Source organism: Pseudomonas sp. NFACC41-3, assembly GCF_900109505.1.
Lineage (GTDB): Bacteria > Pseudomonadota > Gammaproteobacteria > Pseudomonadales > Pseudomonadaceae > Aquipseudomonas > Aquipseudomonas chlororaphis.
The window spans coordinates 1,394,243-1,411,690 of sequence record NZ_FOAE01000001.1 but is presented as its reverse complement, the minus strand read 5'-3'; the positions used below and the strand labels follow the sequence as shown (position 1 = coordinate 1,411,690).

At 66.7% G+C, this 17,448-nt stretch carries 14 protein-coding genes; all 14 read left to right on the top strand.

The window, feature by feature from the left end; translation table 11 throughout:
* The first annotated feature begins 355 nt into the window (after positions 1 to 355).
* Positions 356 to 811, top strand: coding sequence for an SRPBCC family protein (locus tag BMY68_RS06390; RefSeq protein ID WP_009043714.1), 456 nt, complete (start codon positions 356 to 358; stop codon positions 809 to 811).
* Between the two features lie 122 nt (positions 812 to 933).
* Entirely contained in the window at positions 934 to 2,751 is a 1,818-nt protein-coding gene (locus BMY68_RS06385) for a copper resistance system multicopper oxidase (protein WP_085530951.1), read from the top strand.
* On the top strand, positions 2,748 to 3,677 hold the full coding sequence (locus BMY68_RS06380) for a copper resistance protein B (RefSeq protein ID WP_085530952.1): 930 nt from the start codon (positions 2,748 to 2,750) through the stop codon (positions 3,675 to 3,677). Before BMY68_RS06385 ends, BMY68_RS06380 begins: the two co-directional genes overlap by 4 nt.
* Before the next feature lie 57 nt (positions 3,678 to 3,734).
* On the top strand, positions 3,735 to 4,118 hold the full coding sequence (gene copC / locus BMY68_RS06375; protein WP_085530953.1) for a copper homeostasis periplasmic binding protein CopC: 384 nt from the start codon (positions 3,735 to 3,737) through the stop codon (positions 4,116 to 4,118).
* A gap of 3 nt (positions 4,119 to 4,121) precedes the next feature.
* Positions 4,122 to 5,036: a copper homeostasis membrane protein CopD gene (copD, locus tag BMY68_RS06370; protein ID WP_085530954.1), complete on the top strand. Its 915-nt coding sequence runs from the start codon at positions 4,122 to 4,124 to the stop codon at positions 5,034 to 5,036.
* Between the two features lie 205 nt (positions 5,037 to 5,241).
* Complete coding sequence (locus tag BMY68_RS06365) at positions 5,242 to 5,691, top strand: DUF411 domain-containing protein (protein ID WP_085530955.1); 450 nt, start codon at positions 5,242 to 5,244, stop codon at positions 5,689 to 5,691.
* Positions 5,688 to 6,125, top strand: coding sequence for a YqaA family protein (locus tag BMY68_RS06360; RefSeq protein ID WP_085530956.1), 438 nt, complete (start codon positions 5,688 to 5,690; stop codon positions 6,123 to 6,125). The genes BMY68_RS06365 and BMY68_RS06360 overlap by 4 nt, the downstream gene beginning before the upstream one ends.
* A 134-nt stretch (positions 6,126 to 6,259) precedes the next feature.
* Complete coding sequence (locus BMY68_RS06355; RefSeq protein WP_085530957.1) at positions 6,260 to 7,285, top strand: alpha/beta fold hydrolase; 1,026 nt, start codon at positions 6,260 to 6,262, stop codon at positions 7,283 to 7,285.
* Between the two features lie 21 nt (positions 7,286 to 7,306).
* A complete protein-coding gene (locus BMY68_RS06350) occupies positions 7,307 to 8,260 on the top strand; it encodes a D-2-hydroxyacid dehydrogenase family protein (RefSeq protein WP_009043706.1) in 954 nt (317 codons plus the stop codon).
* A gap of 486 nt (positions 8,261 to 8,746) precedes the next feature.
* The gene (gene glgA / locus BMY68_RS06345; RefSeq protein WP_085530958.1) at positions 8,747 to 10,315 is read left to right on the top strand and encodes a glycogen synthase GlgA; all 1,569 of its coding nucleotides are present in this window, start codon (positions 8,747 to 8,749) and stop codon (positions 10,313 to 10,315) included.
* Positions 10,316 to 10,328: 13 nt separating this feature from the next.
* On the top strand, positions 10,329 to 12,125 hold the full coding sequence (gene treZ / locus BMY68_RS06340) for a malto-oligosyltrehalose trehalohydrolase (RefSeq protein ID WP_085530959.1): 1,797 nt from the start codon (positions 10,329 to 10,331) through the stop codon (positions 12,123 to 12,125).
* The gene (gene malQ, locus BMY68_RS06335) at positions 12,122 to 14,203 is read left to right on the top strand and encodes a 4-alpha-glucanotransferase (RefSeq protein WP_085530960.1); all 2,082 of its coding nucleotides are present in this window, start codon (positions 12,122 to 12,124) and stop codon (positions 14,201 to 14,203) included. Before treZ ends, malQ begins: the two co-directional genes overlap by 4 nt.
* Positions 14,200 to 16,992, top strand: a complete 2,793-nt coding sequence (locus tag BMY68_RS06330) for a malto-oligosyltrehalose synthase (RefSeq protein WP_085530961.1) — start codon at positions 14,200 to 14,202, stop codon at positions 16,990 to 16,992. The genes malQ and BMY68_RS06330 overlap by 4 nt, the downstream gene beginning before the upstream one ends.
* A gap of 21 nt (positions 16,993 to 17,013) precedes the next feature.
* A complete protein-coding gene (locus BMY68_RS06325) occupies positions 17,014 to 17,349 on the top strand; it encodes a DUF2934 domain-containing protein (RefSeq protein ID WP_085530962.1) in 336 nt (111 codons plus the stop codon).
* Positions 17,350 to 17,448 lie beyond the last annotated feature (99 nt).

The window sequence follows — 17,448 nt, the reverse complement described above, 5'->3', positions numbered from 1 at the left end:
TTTTGTACATTTCCGATACAAATGCCTGGAAGCCACGGTTTTTCTAGCTGAAACAATTGTTTAACAATCCAACCCGTGACAACTAAGCGACAACTTACAGCTATTAATGTACCGAATGGTTAGTTGCGATCAGATGATCTTCCAAGCATTCATGACGCTATCTTGCGGGGATCTTCCACGACATTGCCGCGCGACGCCCCAACTGTGCATGGTGCCCTCCCCCTTACAACGAGAAAAGCCGTGCATCACCCTCTTGATGAGCCACCTCGAAGCCCGCTGAATGGTCGATTTACGCGCCTCCATGGCAGGCGCGCGGGCAACTATATTTGATGCTCCTACTGCAAGGAGGTGCATCATGGAACAACGTCAGCAGCACCTTTTGGACGAGCTCATCTTCCATGAGCTCTACATCGACGCGCCGATCGATACTGTCTACTACTACGTGACTCAGCCGGATCGCTGGCACGAGTGGCATCCCGCTTCCCTGCGCGCCGACACCGGCCTGGCTGGCTCGTTGCCGGCGGGGCATCGCTTCAGCAAAACCATCGATCTGCTCGGCCTGCAGATCCACATGAGCTGCCGGGTACTGGTCGCGGTATTTCCCAAGGAGTTCAAGATCGTCTTCAGTTCTGCGCCAGCAGACGGCTCGATCCACTATCAGTTGTGCAAATACGGGGACGGAACCCTGTTCAAGCGCACCCTGCACTACTGCTCCGACCTCAACCTGCTCAGCCTGCGCCCGCGTATCGAGCACTTGTCCCAACTGGCCATGGTCAACCTCAAGCGCAACCTGGAAAAGATCGCCCACTGATCCGGCAACGGGTGGCGCGGCGCTGGCTGACAAATCTGTAATCTTCACCTCAGTTTTCTGACAGGCCGCGCCGCTTAAGGTCGCCTCATACCTGACCAGCAGGATCGAGGGAGCCTTGGGGCATGCATGTGAAACCCACACGACGCAGTTTTATCAAGGGCCTGGCCGCCGGTGGCGTACTGGCCGGCACCGGGCTATGGCAACAGCCGCTCTGGGCACGCAGCGAGGACGGTCAGCTGCCCGCCCTCAGCGGCCAGCAGTTCGACCTGTTCATCGGTGAATCCCAGGTCAACTACAGCGGCACGTCGCGCACCGCGATGACCCTCAACGGCGGCCTGCCCGGCCCGCTGCTGCGCTGGCGCGAGGGCGACACCGTGACCATCCGGGTGCGCAACCGCCTCAAGGAGGACACCTCGATCCACTGGCACGGCCTGATCCTGCCGGCCAACATGGACGGCGTGCCGGGCCTGAGCTTCCACGGCATCGCCCCCGGCGGCCTCTACGAATACCGCTTCAAGGTCCGGCAGAACGGCACCTACTGGTACCACAGCCACTCGGGGTTGCAGGAACAGGCCGGGGTCTACGGGCCACTGGTGATCGAGGCCCGCGAGCCGGAACCCTTCCAGTACGACCGCGACTACGTGGTGATGCTCAGCGACTGGAGCGACGAGGCGCCCGAGCGCCTGATGCACATCCTGAAAAAGCAGCCCGGCTACTACAACTTCCACAAGCGCACGGTCGGCGACTTTATCGAGGACGTCAGCCGCGACGGCTGGGCGGCCACCCTCGCCGATCGCAAGATGTGGGCGCAGATGAAAATGACCCCCACCGACCTGGCGGACGTCAGCGGTCATACCTACACCTACCTGATCAACGGCCAGAGCCCGGGCGGCAACTGGACCGGGTTGTTCAAGCCCGGCGAGAAGCTGCGCCTGCGCCTGATCAACGGCTCGGCCATGAGCTACTTCGACCTGCGCATTCCCGGCCTGAAGATGACCGTGGTCGCCGCCGACGGCCAGTATGTGCAGCCGGTCAGCGTCGATGAACTGCGCATCGCCGTGGCGGAGACCTACGACGTGCTGGTCGAGCCCGGCTCGCAGGAAGCCTACACCCTTTTCGCCCAGGCCATGGACCGCAGCGGCTACGCCCGCGGCACCCTGAGCCAGCGCCCGGGGTTGAGCGCGCCCGTGCCGCCGCTCGACCCGCGGCCGCTGATCAGCATGGCCGACATGGGCATGGACCACGGCAGCATGGCTGGCATGGGTGCCATGCCCGGCATGGATCATGGCCAGATGCAGGGCATGGACCACAGCCAGATGCAGGGGATGGATCAGGGCAACATGGCTGGCATGGACCACAGCGGCATGTCGGGCATGGACCACGGCGCCATGGGCGGCGCCATGCAAAGCCATCCGGCCTCGGAAGACGGCAACCCGCTGGTGGACATGCAGACCATGAGCCCGACGCCGAAGCTCGCCGACCCGGGCATCGGCCTGCGCGACAACGGCCGTCGGGTACTGACCTACGCCGACCTGCGCAGCACCTTCGAAGACCCCGACGGGCGCGAACCGAGCCGCACCCTCGAGCTGCACCTGACCGGGCACATGGAGAAATTCGCCTGGTCGTTCGACGGCATCAAGTTCAGCGACGCCGAGCCCCTGCGCCTGACCTATGGCGAGCGGGTACGCATCACCCTGGTCAACGACACCATGATGACCCACCCCATCCACCTGCACGGCATGTGGAGCGACCTGGAAGACGAACAGGGGCGCTTCCTGGTGCGCAAGCACACGATCGACATGCCACCGGGCAGCAAGCGCAGCTACCGGGTGACCGCCGATGCCCTGGGGCGCTGGGCCTATCACTGCCACCTGCTGTTCCACATGGAGATGGGCATGTTTCGCGAAGTACGCGTGGACGAAGCCGGGAGCGCCGCATGATGCCGAAAAATGCCTTGACCCTGTTCGCCACCCTGCTCGGCCTCAGCGCCGGCACCCTGCAGGCCGCCGAAAGCATGGATCACTCCAGCATGGATCATTCGTCCATGCCGGCCTCCTCCATGCCAGGCAACCCGATGCCGGGCATGGACCACAGCCAGATGACCGGCATGGACGGCGAACCGCTGCAGACCATGGAACCCGCGGCGCCCACCCAAAGCCGCACGCCGATCCCGGTACTCACCGACGCCGACCGCCGCGCCGCCTTCCCGCCGGTGGCCGGCCACGGCGTGCACGACAAGGCGATCAACTCGCTGTGGCTGGTCGATCGCCTGGAGTACCAGGACGCCGATGACGGCAGTGCCCTGGCCTGGGAAATGAACGGCTGGATTGGCGGTGACATCGATCGGCTGTGGCTGCGCAGCGAGGGCGAGCGCACTAACGGCCGGACCGAAAACGCCCAGGTCGAAGCGCTCTGGGGCCATGCCATCGGCCCCTGGTGGGATGTGGTCAGTGGCGTGCGCCAGGACTTCAAGCCCGGCGCGCCACAGACCTGGGCCGCCTTCGGGCTGCAAGGCATGGCCCTGTACAACTTCGAAAGCCAGGCCACCGCCTACCTCGGCGAAGGCGGCCAGAGCGCCCTGGAATTCCAGGCCGAATACGACATCCTGCTGACCAACCGCCTGATCCTGCAACCCAACGCGGAGGTCAGCCTGTACGGCAAGAACGACCCGCAACGGGGCATCGGCTCGGGGCTCTCCTCGCTGGAGGCCGGCCTGCGCCTGCGCTATGAGCTGCACCGCCAGTTCGCGCCCTACGTCGGCGTGACCTGGAGCCGCAGCTACGGCAAGACCGCGGACTACGCCCGAGAAGAAGGCGAAGACAACAGCGAAGCCCGCCTGGTGCTCGGTGTGCGCCTGTGGTTCTGACTTCCCTTCAATAGATAACTAAAAACATCACGCGGCCAATGCCGCCTGGAGCCTTGCATGTCCTACCTCAAGCATCTCGCCATCGCCGTCACTTTCGGTGCCGGCCTGACCCTCGCCGGCGTCGCCCAGGCGCACCCCAAGCTGCTGGCCTCGACCCCGGCCGAAGGCGCCAAGGGCGCGGCACCGGCGAAGATCGAACTGCAATTCTCGGAACCCCTTACCACCAAGTTCTCCGGGGCTCGGCTGCTGATGACCGGCATGCCCGGGATGAGCCACGCACCGATGCCGGTCAAAGCCAGCGTGGCCGGCGGCAGCGATCCGAAAAGCATGATCATCAGCCCCGCCGCCCCGCTCGCGAAGGGCAGCTACAAAGTCGAATGGCGGGCGGTGTCCGCCGACACCCATCCGATCACCGGCAACCTGACCTTCGAAGTCAACTGAGCCATGGGCGAACTCATCAACGTCGCCCTGCGTTTTGCCCTGTACCTCGATCTGACGCTGCTGTTCGGCCTGGCGCTGTTCAGCCTTTACGGGCTGCGTGGCGCGCAGAGCCAATGGCGTTTTCGCCGGCCTCTGGCGGCCACCCTGGTGCTGGGTGCGCTGCTGTCGGGCGCCGCGCTGCTGCAACTGGCGCTGTCGATGAGTGGTGCGACCAGCCTGGCCGAACTGGAGCCGGCGCTGCTGTCTGCACTCATGCTGGAAACCGCTGTCGGCCAAAGCTGGCTGCTGCGCCTGGCGGCGTTGCTGCTGGCGGGGGTGCTGCTTCTGTTCAGCGGTGGCTGGCCGAGGTTCACCCTCTACGGCCTGATTCTGTGCGCGGCGGCGGCCCTGGCCACCCTGGCCTGGGGCGGCCACGGGGCGATGAGCGAAGGTGGCCGGCATTACCTGCACCTGGGCAGCGACATCCTGCATTTGCTGGGTGCCGGCGCCTGGTTGGGAGCACTGGCGGCTTTCGCCCTGCTGCTGCGTCGTGACGCCAGCGAAGACGAACCGCAGGCAGGCCACCTGCTCGATGCCCTGAAGGGGTTTGCCAGCCTGGGCACGCTGATCGTGATCGTCTTGACCATCAGCGGCGTGCTCAACTACCTGCTGATCGTCGGCCCGGACCCGGCAACGTTGAGCGCCAGCACCTATGGCCTGCTCCTCAGCCTGAAGGTGGCGGTGTTCGCCAGCATGCTGGTGTTCGCCGCGTTGAACCGTTTCCATCTGGTCCCGCAGCTGGAACAGGCGCTGCACCATGGCTCACCCGCAGCGGCCCTGCCCGCCTTGCGTCGCAGCATGCTCCTGGAACTGGCGGCGGCCCTGCTGATTGTCGGCCTGGTGGCCACGCTTGGCATCCTGAGCCCGGCTCCCGAATGAACGCCTATCGCGGGCATGCTTCTGTAGGAACGAGGCATGCCCGCGATGAACGACAACGCGCAGGACCAGACAACCCGAATGGCCAGCACTTGGTATAACGTTGAAACACAAGCGCTGCGCCGCGCTCGAGAAAAGTAGCAAAATACGCCACCCTGTCGGCCCAAGACCGCGCCCCCAAGGCGCCCTGATGATCAAGAGATTCCCTATGAACAACACTCTGCGCCTGGCAGCCCTGTCTGTCCTGCTCGTCGGCTCCCTGGCCCAGGCCGCCGACCTGATCCCGATCGATGTGCACCGCGACGCCAACTGCGGTTGCTGCAAGAAATGGATCGAGCACCTGCAAGCCAACGGCTTCAAGGTCAACGACCACGTCGAAAGCAATATGAGCGAAGTCAAGCAGCGCCTGGGCGTGGCCCCGCGCCTGGCGTCCTGCCACACCGCGGTGATCAACGGCAAATTCGTCGAAGGCCATGTACCGGCGGACCAAGTGCTAGCCCTGAGCAAGCGCGATGACCTGCTCGGCGTCGCCGCCCCCGGCATGCCCATGGGCTCGCCCGGCATGGAAATGGACGGCATGCCCGCCGACGCCTACCAGGTCATCGGCCTGACCAAGGACGGCAAGGACGTGGTGGTCGCGGACTACCCGGCCCATTGATCCTCACCGCCTGCCTCGGCCTGTTCCTGGCGGCCTTCGGCGCCGCCACCCTGCTGCCGCTGCAATCCGAGGCCGTGCTGGTGGGCCTGCTGCTCAACGGCCAGCACCCGGTCTGGCTGCTGCTGGCCGTCGCCACCCTCGGTAATGTCCTGGGGTCCCTGGTGAACTGGTGGCTGGGCCAGCGCCTGGAACACTACAAGGACCGCCGCTGGTTCCCCGTCGGCCCACGTCATCTGCAACGGGCCCGCAACCATTACCAGCGCTACGGCCACTGGTCCCTGCTGCTGAGCTGGCTGCCGATCATCGGCGACCCGCTGACCCTGGTGGCCGGAATCATGGGCGAACCGCTCAAACGCTTCCTGCTGATCGTCACCCTGGCCAAGGGTGCGCGTTATGGCGTGCTGGCCTGGATGACCCTCGGCTGGGTGGGCTGAGCTGACGGGGCACGCCTCCAGGCTTATAAGCATGACCACGAAGGGAACGTTTCGCCCTGGCGATGGCCTCTGCTTATTAATGTCGCGCTAATCACGCCGCGCCAGGATCGCCCCATTGCTCTCGGAGGTCATGTATGTCCCTAAGCCCCACCCGCTGGAGCCTCGCCCGCTGGTTACCCGGCCTGTTGCTGACCGCTGCCCTGCCCGCCCTTGCCGCCGAAGGCCCGGCCTACGGTCCCGAGTTGCAAGGCTTCGACTATCCCTACCCGCTGCAGCACTTTGCCTTCGAGTCCCAGGGCCAGGCCTTGCAGATGGGGTATATGGATGTGCCGGCCAAGGGCACGCCCAACGGTCGCAGCGTGCTGCTGATGCACGGCAAGAATTTCTGCGGCGCGACCTGGGACACCTCGATCAAGGCCCTGAGCGACGCCGGCTACCGGGTCATAGCCGCGGACCAGATCGGCTTCTGCACCTCCAGCAAGCCCGAGCACTATCAATACAGCTTCCAGCAGCTGGCGCAGAACACCCGGCAACTGCTGGACCGGCTGGGCGTCCGGCAGGTCAGCCTGCTGGGCCACTCCACCGGCGGCATGCTGGCCACCCGTTATGCCCTGCAATACCCCGAGCAGGTGCAGCAACTGGCGCTGGTCAACCCGATCGGCCTGGAAGACTGGAAGGCCCTCGGCGTGCCCTACCGCAGCGTCGACCAGTGGTACGCCCGCGAGCTCAAGCTGTCGGCCGAAGGCATCCGCAACTATGAGCGCAGCACTTATTACGGCGGCCGCTGGCAGCCGGAATTCGAGCGCTGGGTGGACATGCTCGCCGGCCTCAACAAGGGCCCGGGGCACACCCGGGTGGCGTGGAACTCGGCGTTGATTTACGACATGATCTTCACCCAGCCGGTGTACTACGAGTTCAAGGACCTGAAGATGCCGACCCTGCTGTTGATCGGCACCTCCGACACCACGGCGATCGGCAGCGATATCGCGCCGCCGGCGGTCAAGGCGCGGATCGGCAACTACCAGGTGCTGGGCAAGCAAGTGGCCGGGCTTATCCCGCACTCGACCCTGATCGAGTTCCCGGGCCTGGGCCACGCCCCGCAGATGGAACAACCGGCGCAATTCCACCAGGCCCTGCTGGGCTGGCTGGCGTCACATTGATGCGTTTTCCCCGGAGCCTTCATGAGTGTGCAGATCGCGGTAATCGATGATTGGCAGGACGTCGCCCGTGACGTCGTCGACTGGTCGGTGCTGGCGGGCATCGGCCAGGTCAGCTTTATCCATGACTACCCCAGCGACACCGCCGCCATGAGCGAGCGCCTGGCGCCGTTCGAGGTGATCTGCGTGATGCGCGAGCGCAGCCGTTTCGACGCGGCCTTGCTGCGCAGCCTGCCGCGGCTCAAGCTGCTGCTCACCGGAGGCATGCGCAATGCCGCCATCGACCTGGCCGCCGCAACCCGCCTGGGCATCCAGGTGTGCGGCACCGACAGTTACAAGCACGCGGCGCCGGAGCTGACCTGGGCGCTGATCATGGCCCAGACCCGCAACCTGCTCAGCGAAGCCAGCGCGCTGCGCGCCGGCCTCTGGCAACAGGGGCTGGGCGGCGACCTGCACGGCAAGACCCTGGGCATTCTCGGCCTGGGCAGCATCGGCCAGCGGGTGGCGCAGTTCGGCCAGGTGTTCGGCATGCGGGTGATCGCCTGGAGCGAAAACCTCACCGCCGAACGGGCCGCGGCGGCCGGCGTGACCTACGTGAACAAGCAACAGTTGTTCGAACAGGCCGACGTGCTCTCGGTGCATCTGGTGCTCAGCGAACGCAGCCGCGGCCTGGTGGACGCCCAGGCGCTGGCCTGGATGAAGCCCTCGGCGCTGCTGGTCAACACCGCCCGCGGGCCGATCGTCGATGAAGCGGCGCTGATCAGCGCCCTCGAACGCGGGCGCCTGGCCGGCGCGGCGCTGGATGTGTTCGAGCAGGAGCCGCTGCCCCTCGATCATCCGTTGCGCCGCCTGCCCAACGTGCTGGCTACGCCCCATGTCGGTTATGTCAGCCAACAGAACTACCGGCAGTTCTTCGCCCAGATGATCGAAGACATCCAGGCCTGGGCCGCCGGCCAGCCGATCCGCCAGTTGGGCTGAACCACGCCAGGGCATTGCGCCAGCACTGCCCTGCACCATCATCGAGCGCCGGCGCCTTCGCCCCGCACCGCTCCCTTGCAGCCCCTCACCGTTTTCGCGCCAAGGCGAAAAAGCCTCGCCCCCGGCCGGTGCGCGAGACTGCCTTTCGTCGGCTTTATTCCGGGGCAGCGCAACCTTCGCACCGAGAAAACCTAATCGTCACGCCCGCGCTCTAACTTCTGTCCTAGACTGGAATTCGAAAAGTGACCGGACAGTCACTCCCAGGGAAATAAAGTCGAAACTTTTGGCTCACGCCTTGGGTCAGGTTAAAGGTAGGGCCTTCGCGACTGGTGCAATCCTTGCAACGGCCCCTTCACCCTCTTTGCGTCGACGCATGAGGCTGCGTTCGGCTTTCGCATGCGCAACGTTTTTGTGCCCGGCCAGCGGATTGGCCTTTTGACACCGCCGGCAGATGCCAGGAACAGATCAATAAAACGGGAGAAACAGATGACCAGTGCCGTATTGCAAACCCAGGGAAAGCATCCTCTGCCGCTGGCCGGTGAAACGGTCTCCACATCGATTCTCGCCCCTGGTGGCAAGACGTCACTGCCCTTGATCCGCCACAACCCCAATCGCAAGAAGGTCCTGTTCGTCACTTCGGAAATCGCCGACCTGGTCAAGACCGGCGGCCTGGGCGACGTCTCGGCCGCCCTGCCCCGCGCCATGGCGCACTTGCACGATGTACGCCTGCTGATCCCCGGCTACCGGCAGGTGATGCACAGCGAAAACCCGATTCATATCATTGGCGAGCTGGGCGGCCACGCGGCCCTGCCAGCCTGCAAGATCGGGCGCATGGACATGCCCGACGGCCTGGTGATCTATGTGCTGATCTGCCCCGAACTCTATGAGCGCGAAGGCTCGCCCTACGGCGCCAACAACGGCCGCGACTGGCCGGACAACCATATCCGCTTCGCCCGCCTGGGCCTGGCCGCCGCCGACATCGCCGCCAACCTGGCACAGATCCACTGGTGCCCGGACCTGGTGCACGCCCATGACTGGCCCGCCGGGCTGGCGCCGGCCTATATGCACTGGCGCGGGCAACGCACGCCGACCCTGTTCACCATCCATAACCTGGCGTACCAGGGCGTGGTCAGCCTGGCTTCCTGCCCGGAGCTGGGCATCCCCGAACATGCCCTGCAACAGGAAGGCATGGAGTTCTACGGCAAGCTGTCGTTCCTCAAGGCCGGCATGGCCTACGCCAGCCACATCACCACCGTCAGCGCCACCTATGCCCAGGAAATCACCACCCCGGCCTTCGGCTGCGGGCTTGACGGCTTCCTCGCCAGCAAGACCCAGCAAGGCCAGCTCAGCGGCATCCCCAACGGCATCGACGAAAGCTGGGACGCCGCCACCGACCCGCACCTGTCCACCCCCTTCGCCATCGGCGACTGGCAAGGCAAGGCCGCCAATGCCGCCCATGTGCGGCGGATGTTCGGCCTCGACCCCAGCAGCGGCCCGCTGTTCGCGGTGGTCTCGCGCCTGGTCTACCAGAAAGGCCTGGACCTTACCGAAGGCGTGGCCGAGTACATCGTCAAGTCCGGCGGCCAGATCGCCATCATCGGCCGCGGCGAGCCGGAGGAAGAACAGGCCATGCGCGCCCTGGCCGCGCGTTTCCCCGGGCGCATCGGGGTGAACATCGGTTTCAACGAAACCGACGCCCGGCGCATGTTCGCCGGCAGCGACTTCCTGCTGATGCCTTCGCGCTACGAGCCCTGCGGCCTGAGCCAGATGTACGCCCAGCGCTTCGGTTCGCTGCCGGTGGCGCGCAATACCGGCGGCCTGGCCGACACCATCGAGAACGGCGTCACCGGTTTTCTGTTCGACGAATCCACCGTGGCCAGCTACCAAGAGGCCCTGGGCCGCGCCTTCAAGGTGTTCGCCTATCCGCAGTTGCTCAACGCCATGCGCTGCCGGGCCATGGCCGCGCCCTTCAACTGGTGCAAGGCGGTGGAACCCTACGCCGAACTCTATGAACAGCTGGTGGCCAAGGCCTTGGGAAAATCGGCCAAACCCTGAGAGGGCACCCTGGATGCCGTCAAGGACTCTGGAAACCTGGCCCCACGGCGCTACTGCGCTCGATACCGAGCGCACCCGCTTTGCCCTCTGGGCGCCGGACGCACAGCACGTCAGCGTCGAACTCGAAGACGGCGTGTCACTGCCCATGCTGCCCCAGGCCAACGGCTGGTTCATGGTCATCGGCCAGTGCCCGCCCGGCACCCGCTACCGCTTTAAGATCAACGATGACCTGCGCGTGCCCGACCCGGCATCCCGGGCCCAGGACGGCGACATCGACGGCCCCAGCCTGGTGGTCGATCCCCGGGCCTATCGCTGGCGGCACCCACACTGGCAAGGCCGGCCGTGGCACGAAGCGGTGATCTACGAGCTGCATGTGGGCGTGCTCGGCGGTTACCGCGCAGTGGAAAAACACCTGCCGCGCCTGGCCGAGCTGGGCATCACCGCCATCGAGCTGATGCCCCTGGCGGAGTTTCCCGGCGATCGCAATTGGGGCTACGACGGCGTCCTGCCTTATGCGCCGGAAGCCTCCTACGGTTCGCCCGACGACCTCAGGCACCTCATCGACAGCGCCCACGGCCTGGGCATGGCGGTGATACTCGACGTGGTCTACAACCACTTCGGCCCCGACGGCAATTACCTGCACCACTACGCCAAGGCCTTCTTCAGGGAAGACCGGCACACGCCCTGGGGCGTGGCCATCGATTTTCGCCGCCAGCCCGTGCGCGACTTCTTTATCGACAATGCCCTGATGTGGCTGCTGGAGTACCGCTTCGACGGCCTGCGCCTGGACGCCGTGCATGCGATCGACGACCCGGACTTCCTGCAACAACTGGCGCAGCGGGTACGCCGCCGGATCGACCCGGCGCGGCAGGTCTGGCTGACCGTGGAGAACGAATACAACCAGGCCAGCCTGCTGGAGCAGCACTTCGACGCGCAGTGGAACGACGATGGCCACAACGCCCTGCATGTGCTGCTCACCGGGGAGACCGACGCCTACTACGCCGACTTCGCCGAGCGCCCCACCGAGAAACTGGCGCGCTGCCTGAGCCAGGGGTTCGTCTATCAGGGCCACGTCACCCGCCACGGCACCCCTCGCGGCGAACCCAGCAGCCATTTGCCGCCCAGCGCCTTCGTGCTGTTTTTGCAAAACCACGACCAGATCGGCAACCGCGCCTTCGGCGAGCGCCTGGTGCGCCTGGCCGAGCCACAGGCATTGCAGGCGGCCACGGTGCTGTTGCTGCTGTCGCCGATGATCCCGCTGCTGTTCATGGGCGACGAACTGGCGGCGCCGCAGCCCTTCCTGTTTTTCACCAGCCACCACGGCGAACTGGCGGACGCGGTGCGCGAAGGCCGGCGCGACGAATTCGCCGCCTTCAGCGCCTTCGCCGATCCGCATAAACGCGAGCAGATTCCCGACCCGAACGCGCCGGACACCTTCCTCGCGTCGAGGCCGCAGGCGGACCCGGCCCAGGGCGAGCAGACCCTGGCGCTGTATCGCCAGCTGTTGCAACTGCGCCGCGAGCACATCGTGCCCTACCTGCCCGGCGCCGAAGCCCTGGGCGCCGAGGTGCTGGCCGAAGGCGCGCTCTGTGCCCGCTGGCGCCTGGGCAATGGCCAGGAACTGCGCATCGACCTCAACCTGAGCCCGCACAATGTCGAGCAACAGCCGCCAAGCGCCGCGCAGCGCCTGTTCGAATACCCGGCCCAGGCGTTCGAGCGGTTGCGCCAAGGCACTCTCGCCCCCTATAGCGCGCTGGTCAGCCTCGACGCAGTCGCCCCCACGCCAGACCTTGACGGAGAACACCCATGAGCGACGCGCAACTGGAAATCCTCGCCAGCCGGGCCGGCCTGGCCGTCGACTGGATCGATGCCAACGGCCGCCCGCAACGGGTCGAGCCACGGGTACTGCGAGCCGTGCTGGCCAGCCTCGGCCATCCGGCCGACAACGACCGGCAGATCGAAGCCAGCCTGCGCCAGCTGCTACAGGTGCAGCAGAGCCGGCAACTGCCACCGCTGCTGACCGCCGACGCCGGCCAGGGCCTGGACCTGGGGCATTACTTCGCCCCGGACACGCCCTGCGAAATCCACCTGGAACACGGCGGCGTGCTCAACCTCAGGCTGGACGCCAACTCCATGCTGCCGGGCCTGGTCCCGGTGGGTTACCAGGAGGTGAGCATCGCCGGCCAGCACTTCACCCTGGCCGTGGCGCCCGAGCGCTGCTATAGCGTCGCCGACGCCGTGGACCAGGCCACGCCCCGCGCCTGGGGCCTGAGCGTGCAGCTGTATTCCCTGCGCCGCAGCGGCGACGGTGGTTTTGGCGACACCCAAGCGCTGGAAGACCTGGTCCGGGTCGCCGGCGAACGGGGCGCCGAGGCCGTGGCCATCAGCCCGCTGCATGCCATGTTCAGCAGCGACACCGGCCGCTACAGCCCCTATTCGCCGTCCAGCCGGCTGTTTCTCAACAGCCTGTACGCCGCGCCCGGGACCATTCTCGGCGAGCGGGCCTGGCGCAGCGCGATCGATGCCAGCGGCCTCGGGCCGCAACTGCAACAGCTGGAACAACAGCCGATGGTCGACTGGCCGGTGGCGGCCCAGGCCCGGCAGAAAGTGCTGCGCGCGCTTTATGACGGCTTCTGCCAGGGCGAGCATCCGCTGCACCAGGACTTCGCCAGCTTCCGCCATGCCAGCGGCGAGGCCCTGGAAAACCATTGCCGCTTCGAAGCCATCCAGGCCCAGCGCGCGGCCCGTGGCGAAAGCCTCGACTGGCGCGAATGGCCCGACGCCTGGCGCACCCCACGCAGCCCGGCGCTGGCGCAGTTCGCCGAGGAGCACGCCGCCGATATCGGCTTTTATGCCTTCTGCCAATGGCTGATCGCCCGTTGCCTGGAGCGGGTGCAGGCCACCGCCCGCAGCAGCGGCATGGGCATCGGCCTGATCGCCGACCTGGCGGTGGGCGCCGACGGCGGCGGCAGCCAGGCCTGGAGCCGCCAGGACGAACTGCTGGCGGCGCTGACCGTCGGCGCGCCGCCGGACATTCTCAATCGCCAGGGCCAGGGCTGGGGCATCTCCGCCTTTTCCCCGGAGGGCCTGGTGCGCAATGGCTTCCACGCTTTCATCGAAATGCTCCGGGCCAACTTCGCCCATGCCGGCGGCCTGCGCATCGACCATGTGATGGGTTTGCAGCGGCTGTGGGTGATCCCCCTCGGCGCCCCACCCTGCGACGGCGCCTACCTGTATTACCCGGTGGACGACCTGCTGCGCCTGCTGACCCTGGAGTCGCACCGGCACCAGGCGATCGTCCTCGGCGAGGACCTCGGCACGGTGCCCGACGGCCTGCGGGAAAAACTCAGCGCGCGGGCCATGCTCGGCATGCGCGTGCTGCTGTTCGAGCAGGAGCACGGCACGCATTTCCGGCCGATCCTCGACTGGCCGGACAACGCCCTGGCCACCACCAGCACCCACGACCTGCCGACCCTCAACGGCTGGTGGCAGGGCCGCGACATCGACTGGAGCGCGCGCCTGGGCCTGGTGGACGAAAGCGGAGAAACCCATTGGCGCGAACATCGCCAGCGCGAACGCGAGGGCCTGCGCCACGCCCTGAGTCGCGACCCGCAGAACTTTCGAGAAGACACCCACGAAGCCGACCAGGTGGTGGACGCCAGCGTGCGTTTCCTCGGCCATACCCGTGCACCGCTGGTGCTGCTGCCCCTGGAGGACGCCCTGGGCATCGACGAACAGGCCAACCTGCCCGGCACCCTCGACAGCCATCCCAACTGGCGTCGGCGCCTGGCCGGCAGCAGCGCAGCCTTGCTCGACGACCCGGACGCCGCGCGCCGCCTGGAGCTGCTGGCCTGCGCCCGGCAACAGGCCCACGAGCGCGACCGATGAAGGATTCCACGCACCACAGCCCGCCCATGCGGGCGACCCTGCGCCTGCAGTTTCATCGCGGCTTCACTCTCGACGACGCGGTGCCGCTGGTGCCCTACTTCGCCCGCCTGGGCATCAGCCACCTGTACGCGTCGCCGCTGCTGTGCGCTCGCGCCGGCTCGATGCACGGCTACGACGTGGTCGACCCGACCCGGGTCAACCCCGAGCTGGGTGGCGAGGCCGCCCTGGAGCGCCTGGTCCGCAGCCTGCGCCAGCACGACATGGGCCTGCTGCTGGATATCGTCTCCAACCACATGGCGGTCGGCGGCGCGGACAATCCCTGGTGGCAGGACCTGCTGCGCTGGGGCCGCCTGAGCCCCTACGGCGAATTCTTCGATATCCAGTGGCACTCCCCCGACCCCTTGATGGAAGGCCAGTTGCTGCTGCCGTTCCTCGGCAGCGACTACGGCGTAGCCCTGCAGGAAGGCGCGCTGAAGCTGTGCTTCGATGCCGAACGGGGCGAGTTTCATGTCGAGCACTACCAGCATCATTTCCCGATCTGCCCCAGCGACTATGGCGAACTGCTGCGGCTCCAGGGCGAGACCGACGCCGCGCCGGCCGAGCGCCTCAAGCCACTGGCCGATGCCTTCAGCACCCTGCGCTACCAGCCCGACGCCCACACCCAGGCCGAGTCCTTGCAACAGCAACTGCAGGAAGCCGCCCGTGAACCGCAGGTCCGCGCGGCCATCGAGCAGCACCTGGCGCGCTACGATTCGCGCCAGCCGCAGGGCTTCGCCCGCCTGCACGCCCTGCTGGAGCAGCAGAGCTACCGCCTGGCCAGCTGGCGCACCGCGGCGGACGACATCAACTGGCGGCGCTTCTTCGACATCAACGAACTGGGTGGGCTGCGGGTCGAGCGCCCGGCGGTGTTCGAGGCCACCCACGGCAAAATCTTCCAGTTGATCGCCGCCGGCCTGGTGGACGGGCTGCGCATCGACCATATCGACGGCCTGGCCGATCCCCGCGGCTACTGCCGCAAACTGCGGCGCCGGGTCGACGCCCTGCGCCCCGGCCAGCACTTGCCGATCTACGTCGAGAAGATCCTCGGCGCTGGCGAAACCCTGCGCCGCGACTGGGGCGTGGACGGCAGCACCGGCTATGAATTCATGAACCAGCTGTCGCTGCTGCAACACGACCCGCAAGGCGCCGCCCCCCTGGCCGAACTCTGGAGCCGGTACAGCGAACGCCCGGCGGCCTTTCTCGAAGAGGCCCGGCTGGCGCGCCAGCAATTGCTCAACGGCTCGCTGGCCAGCGACTTCGAAAGCGTGGCCCAGGCCCTGCTGCAAGTGGCGCGCAACGACGTAATGAGCCGCGACCTGACCCTCGGCGCCATCCGCCGCGCCTTGCAGGAACTGATCGTGCACTTCCCGGTGTACCGCACCTACATCGGCGCCTGCGGGCGCTCGGCGGCGGACGAGGGGTTTTTCCAGCAGGCCCTGCAAGGCGCCCGCGACACCCTGGGCGAAGCCGACTGGCCGGTGCTGGCCTACCTGCAACAGTGGCTTGGCGGCCGCGGCTGGCGCCAGCTGCCACCGGGGCGCCCGCGCAAGGTGCTCAAGCATGCCTGCGTGCGCTTCCAGCAACTGACCTCGCCGGCGGCGGCCAAGGCGGTGGAAGACACCGCGCTCTATCGCTCGGCGGTGCTGCTGTCACGCAACGACGTCGGCTTTTCCACCGAGCAGTTCTGCGCCCCGGTGGAAGACTTCCACGCCGCCTGCCGCGATCGCCTGGAGGCTTTCCCCGACAACCTGCTGGCCAGCGCCACCCACGACCACAAGCGCGGCGAAGATGCCCGCGCGCGCCTGGCGGTGCTCAGCGAACTCGGCCCCTGGTACGTCGAACAGGTGGAACACTGGCGCAGCCTGGCCCAGGCCCTGCGCAGCGATCCCCAGGCGCCCGGCGCCGGTGACGAGCTGATCCTCTATCAGGCCCTGCTCGGCAGCTGGCCACTGGAACTGCACAGCGACGACCGCCAGGGCCTGCAAGACTATGCGCAGCGCCTCTGGCAATGGCAGGAAAAAGCCCTGCGCGAAGCCAAGCTGCACAGCAGCTGGGCAGCGGCCAACGAGGCCTATGAAAGTGCCGTGCACGACTTCATCGAGCGCCTGTTGCTCAGTCCCGAGGGCCTGCCGTTGCGCAGCGCCATAGGCACAGCCGTCCAGGTCATCGCGCCCGCTGGCGCCCTCAACGGCCTGGCTCAATCCTTGCTGCGCATGACCGTGCCCGGCGTGCCGGACCTGTATCAGGGCAACGAGTTCTGGGACTTCAGCCTGGTGGACCCGGACAACCGTCGCCCGGTGGATTTCGCCGCCCGACAGCAGGCTCTGGACCCTTGCGGCGAAACCATGGAACTGTTGGCGAACTGGCGCGACGGGCGCATCAAGCAGGCCCTGATCGCCGCCACGCTGGCGCGCCGGGGCGAATACCCGCAGCTGTTTCGCCGGGGCACTTACCAGCCGCTGCCGGTACAGGGCCGACACGCCGGCAAGGTGCTGGCCTTCATGCGCGAACACCAGGGCCAGCGCGCCGTGGTGATCGTGCCCAGGCTGGTCGCCGGGCTGCTGGAAAGCGGCGCGCAACCCCGGGTCGACGCGCCGGATTGGGGCGATACGCGTGTGCATCTGCCATTCGCCGCGCCAGGACAACACCTGAAGGGACTTTTTTCCACGGGGGCAGTCACACCCCACAAGGATCTGATGATCAGCAGCGCATTGCGGGATTTCCCGGTCAACCTCTTCATCCAAACTTGAGTTCAGTTCAGGAGCATTGCGATGAGTACCGACGACAAACGCATTCGTGAGTTCGCCTACCAAATCTGGGAATCGGAAGGCCGGCCCGACGGCCAGGAACACCGGCATTGGGAAATGGCCCGCAAGCTGGCCGAAGCCGAGGCCCTGGCCCCGAGCAAACCGCCCAGGGCGACCCGTGCCGCCAGCGCCAAGCCTGGCAAGCCCGCGGCAAAGCCCAAGGCCGTCGCCAAACCCGCGGCGGCGGCACCCGTAGTACCTCCTGGAGAAAAGGTACCTCCTGGAGAAAAGGTGCCGCCCGGAGGCAAAAGCAGCGCGGCGAAAAAGCCGCGGGCACCGCGCAAGCCAGCGGCCAGCTGACGCCTCTGCCGCGAGGCGTTCGCGCCACCCTCCACTGCCGACCTTGCCCATGTGCGTGGCGCGCCCGAGCGCCACAGGGAGCCCATTCGCCCATCTGAT

What these genes read in the sequence shown, in the direction of transcription:
- BMY68_RS06390 (WP_009043714.1), top strand. Translation starts at nt 356, where the DNA reads ATGGAACAACGTCAGCAGCACCTTTTGGACGAGCTCATCTTCCATGAG.
- BMY68_RS06385 (WP_085530951.1), top strand. Translation starts at nt 934, where the DNA reads ATGCATGTGAAACCCACACGACGCAGTTTTATCAAGGGCCTGGCCGCC.
- BMY68_RS06380 (WP_085530952.1), top strand. Translation starts at nt 2,748, where the DNA reads ATGATGCCGAAAAATGCCTTGACCCTGTTCGCCACCCTGCTCGGCCTC.
- copC (WP_085530953.1), top strand. Translation starts at nt 3,735, where the DNA reads ATGTCCTACCTCAAGCATCTCGCCATCGCCGTCACTTTCGGTGCCGGC.
- copD (WP_085530954.1), top strand. Translation starts at nt 4,122, where the DNA reads ATGGGCGAACTCATCAACGTCGCCCTGCGTTTTGCCCTGTACCTCGAT.
- BMY68_RS06365 (WP_085530955.1), top strand. Translation starts at nt 5,242, where the DNA reads ATGAACAACACTCTGCGCCTGGCAGCCCTGTCTGTCCTGCTCGTCGGC.
- BMY68_RS06355 (WP_085530957.1), top strand. Translation starts at nt 6,260, where the DNA reads ATGTCCCTAAGCCCCACCCGCTGGAGCCTCGCCCGCTGGTTACCCGGC.
- BMY68_RS06350 (WP_009043706.1), top strand. Translation starts at nt 7,307, where the DNA reads ATGAGTGTGCAGATCGCGGTAATCGATGATTGGCAGGACGTCGCCCGT.
- glgA (WP_085530958.1), top strand. Translation starts at nt 8,747, where the DNA reads ATGACCAGTGCCGTATTGCAAACCCAGGGAAAGCATCCTCTGCCGCTG.
- treZ (WP_085530959.1), top strand. Translation starts at nt 10,329, where the DNA reads ATGCCGTCAAGGACTCTGGAAACCTGGCCCCACGGCGCTACTGCGCTC.
- malQ (WP_085530960.1), top strand. Translation starts at nt 12,122, where the DNA reads ATGAGCGACGCGCAACTGGAAATCCTCGCCAGCCGGGCCGGCCTGGCC.
- BMY68_RS06330 (WP_085530961.1), top strand. Translation starts at nt 14,200, where the DNA reads ATGAAGGATTCCACGCACCACAGCCCGCCCATGCGGGCGACCCTGCGC.
- BMY68_RS06325 (WP_085530962.1), top strand. Translation starts at nt 17,014, where the DNA reads ATGAGTACCGACGACAAACGCATTCGTGAGTTCGCCTACCAAATCTGG.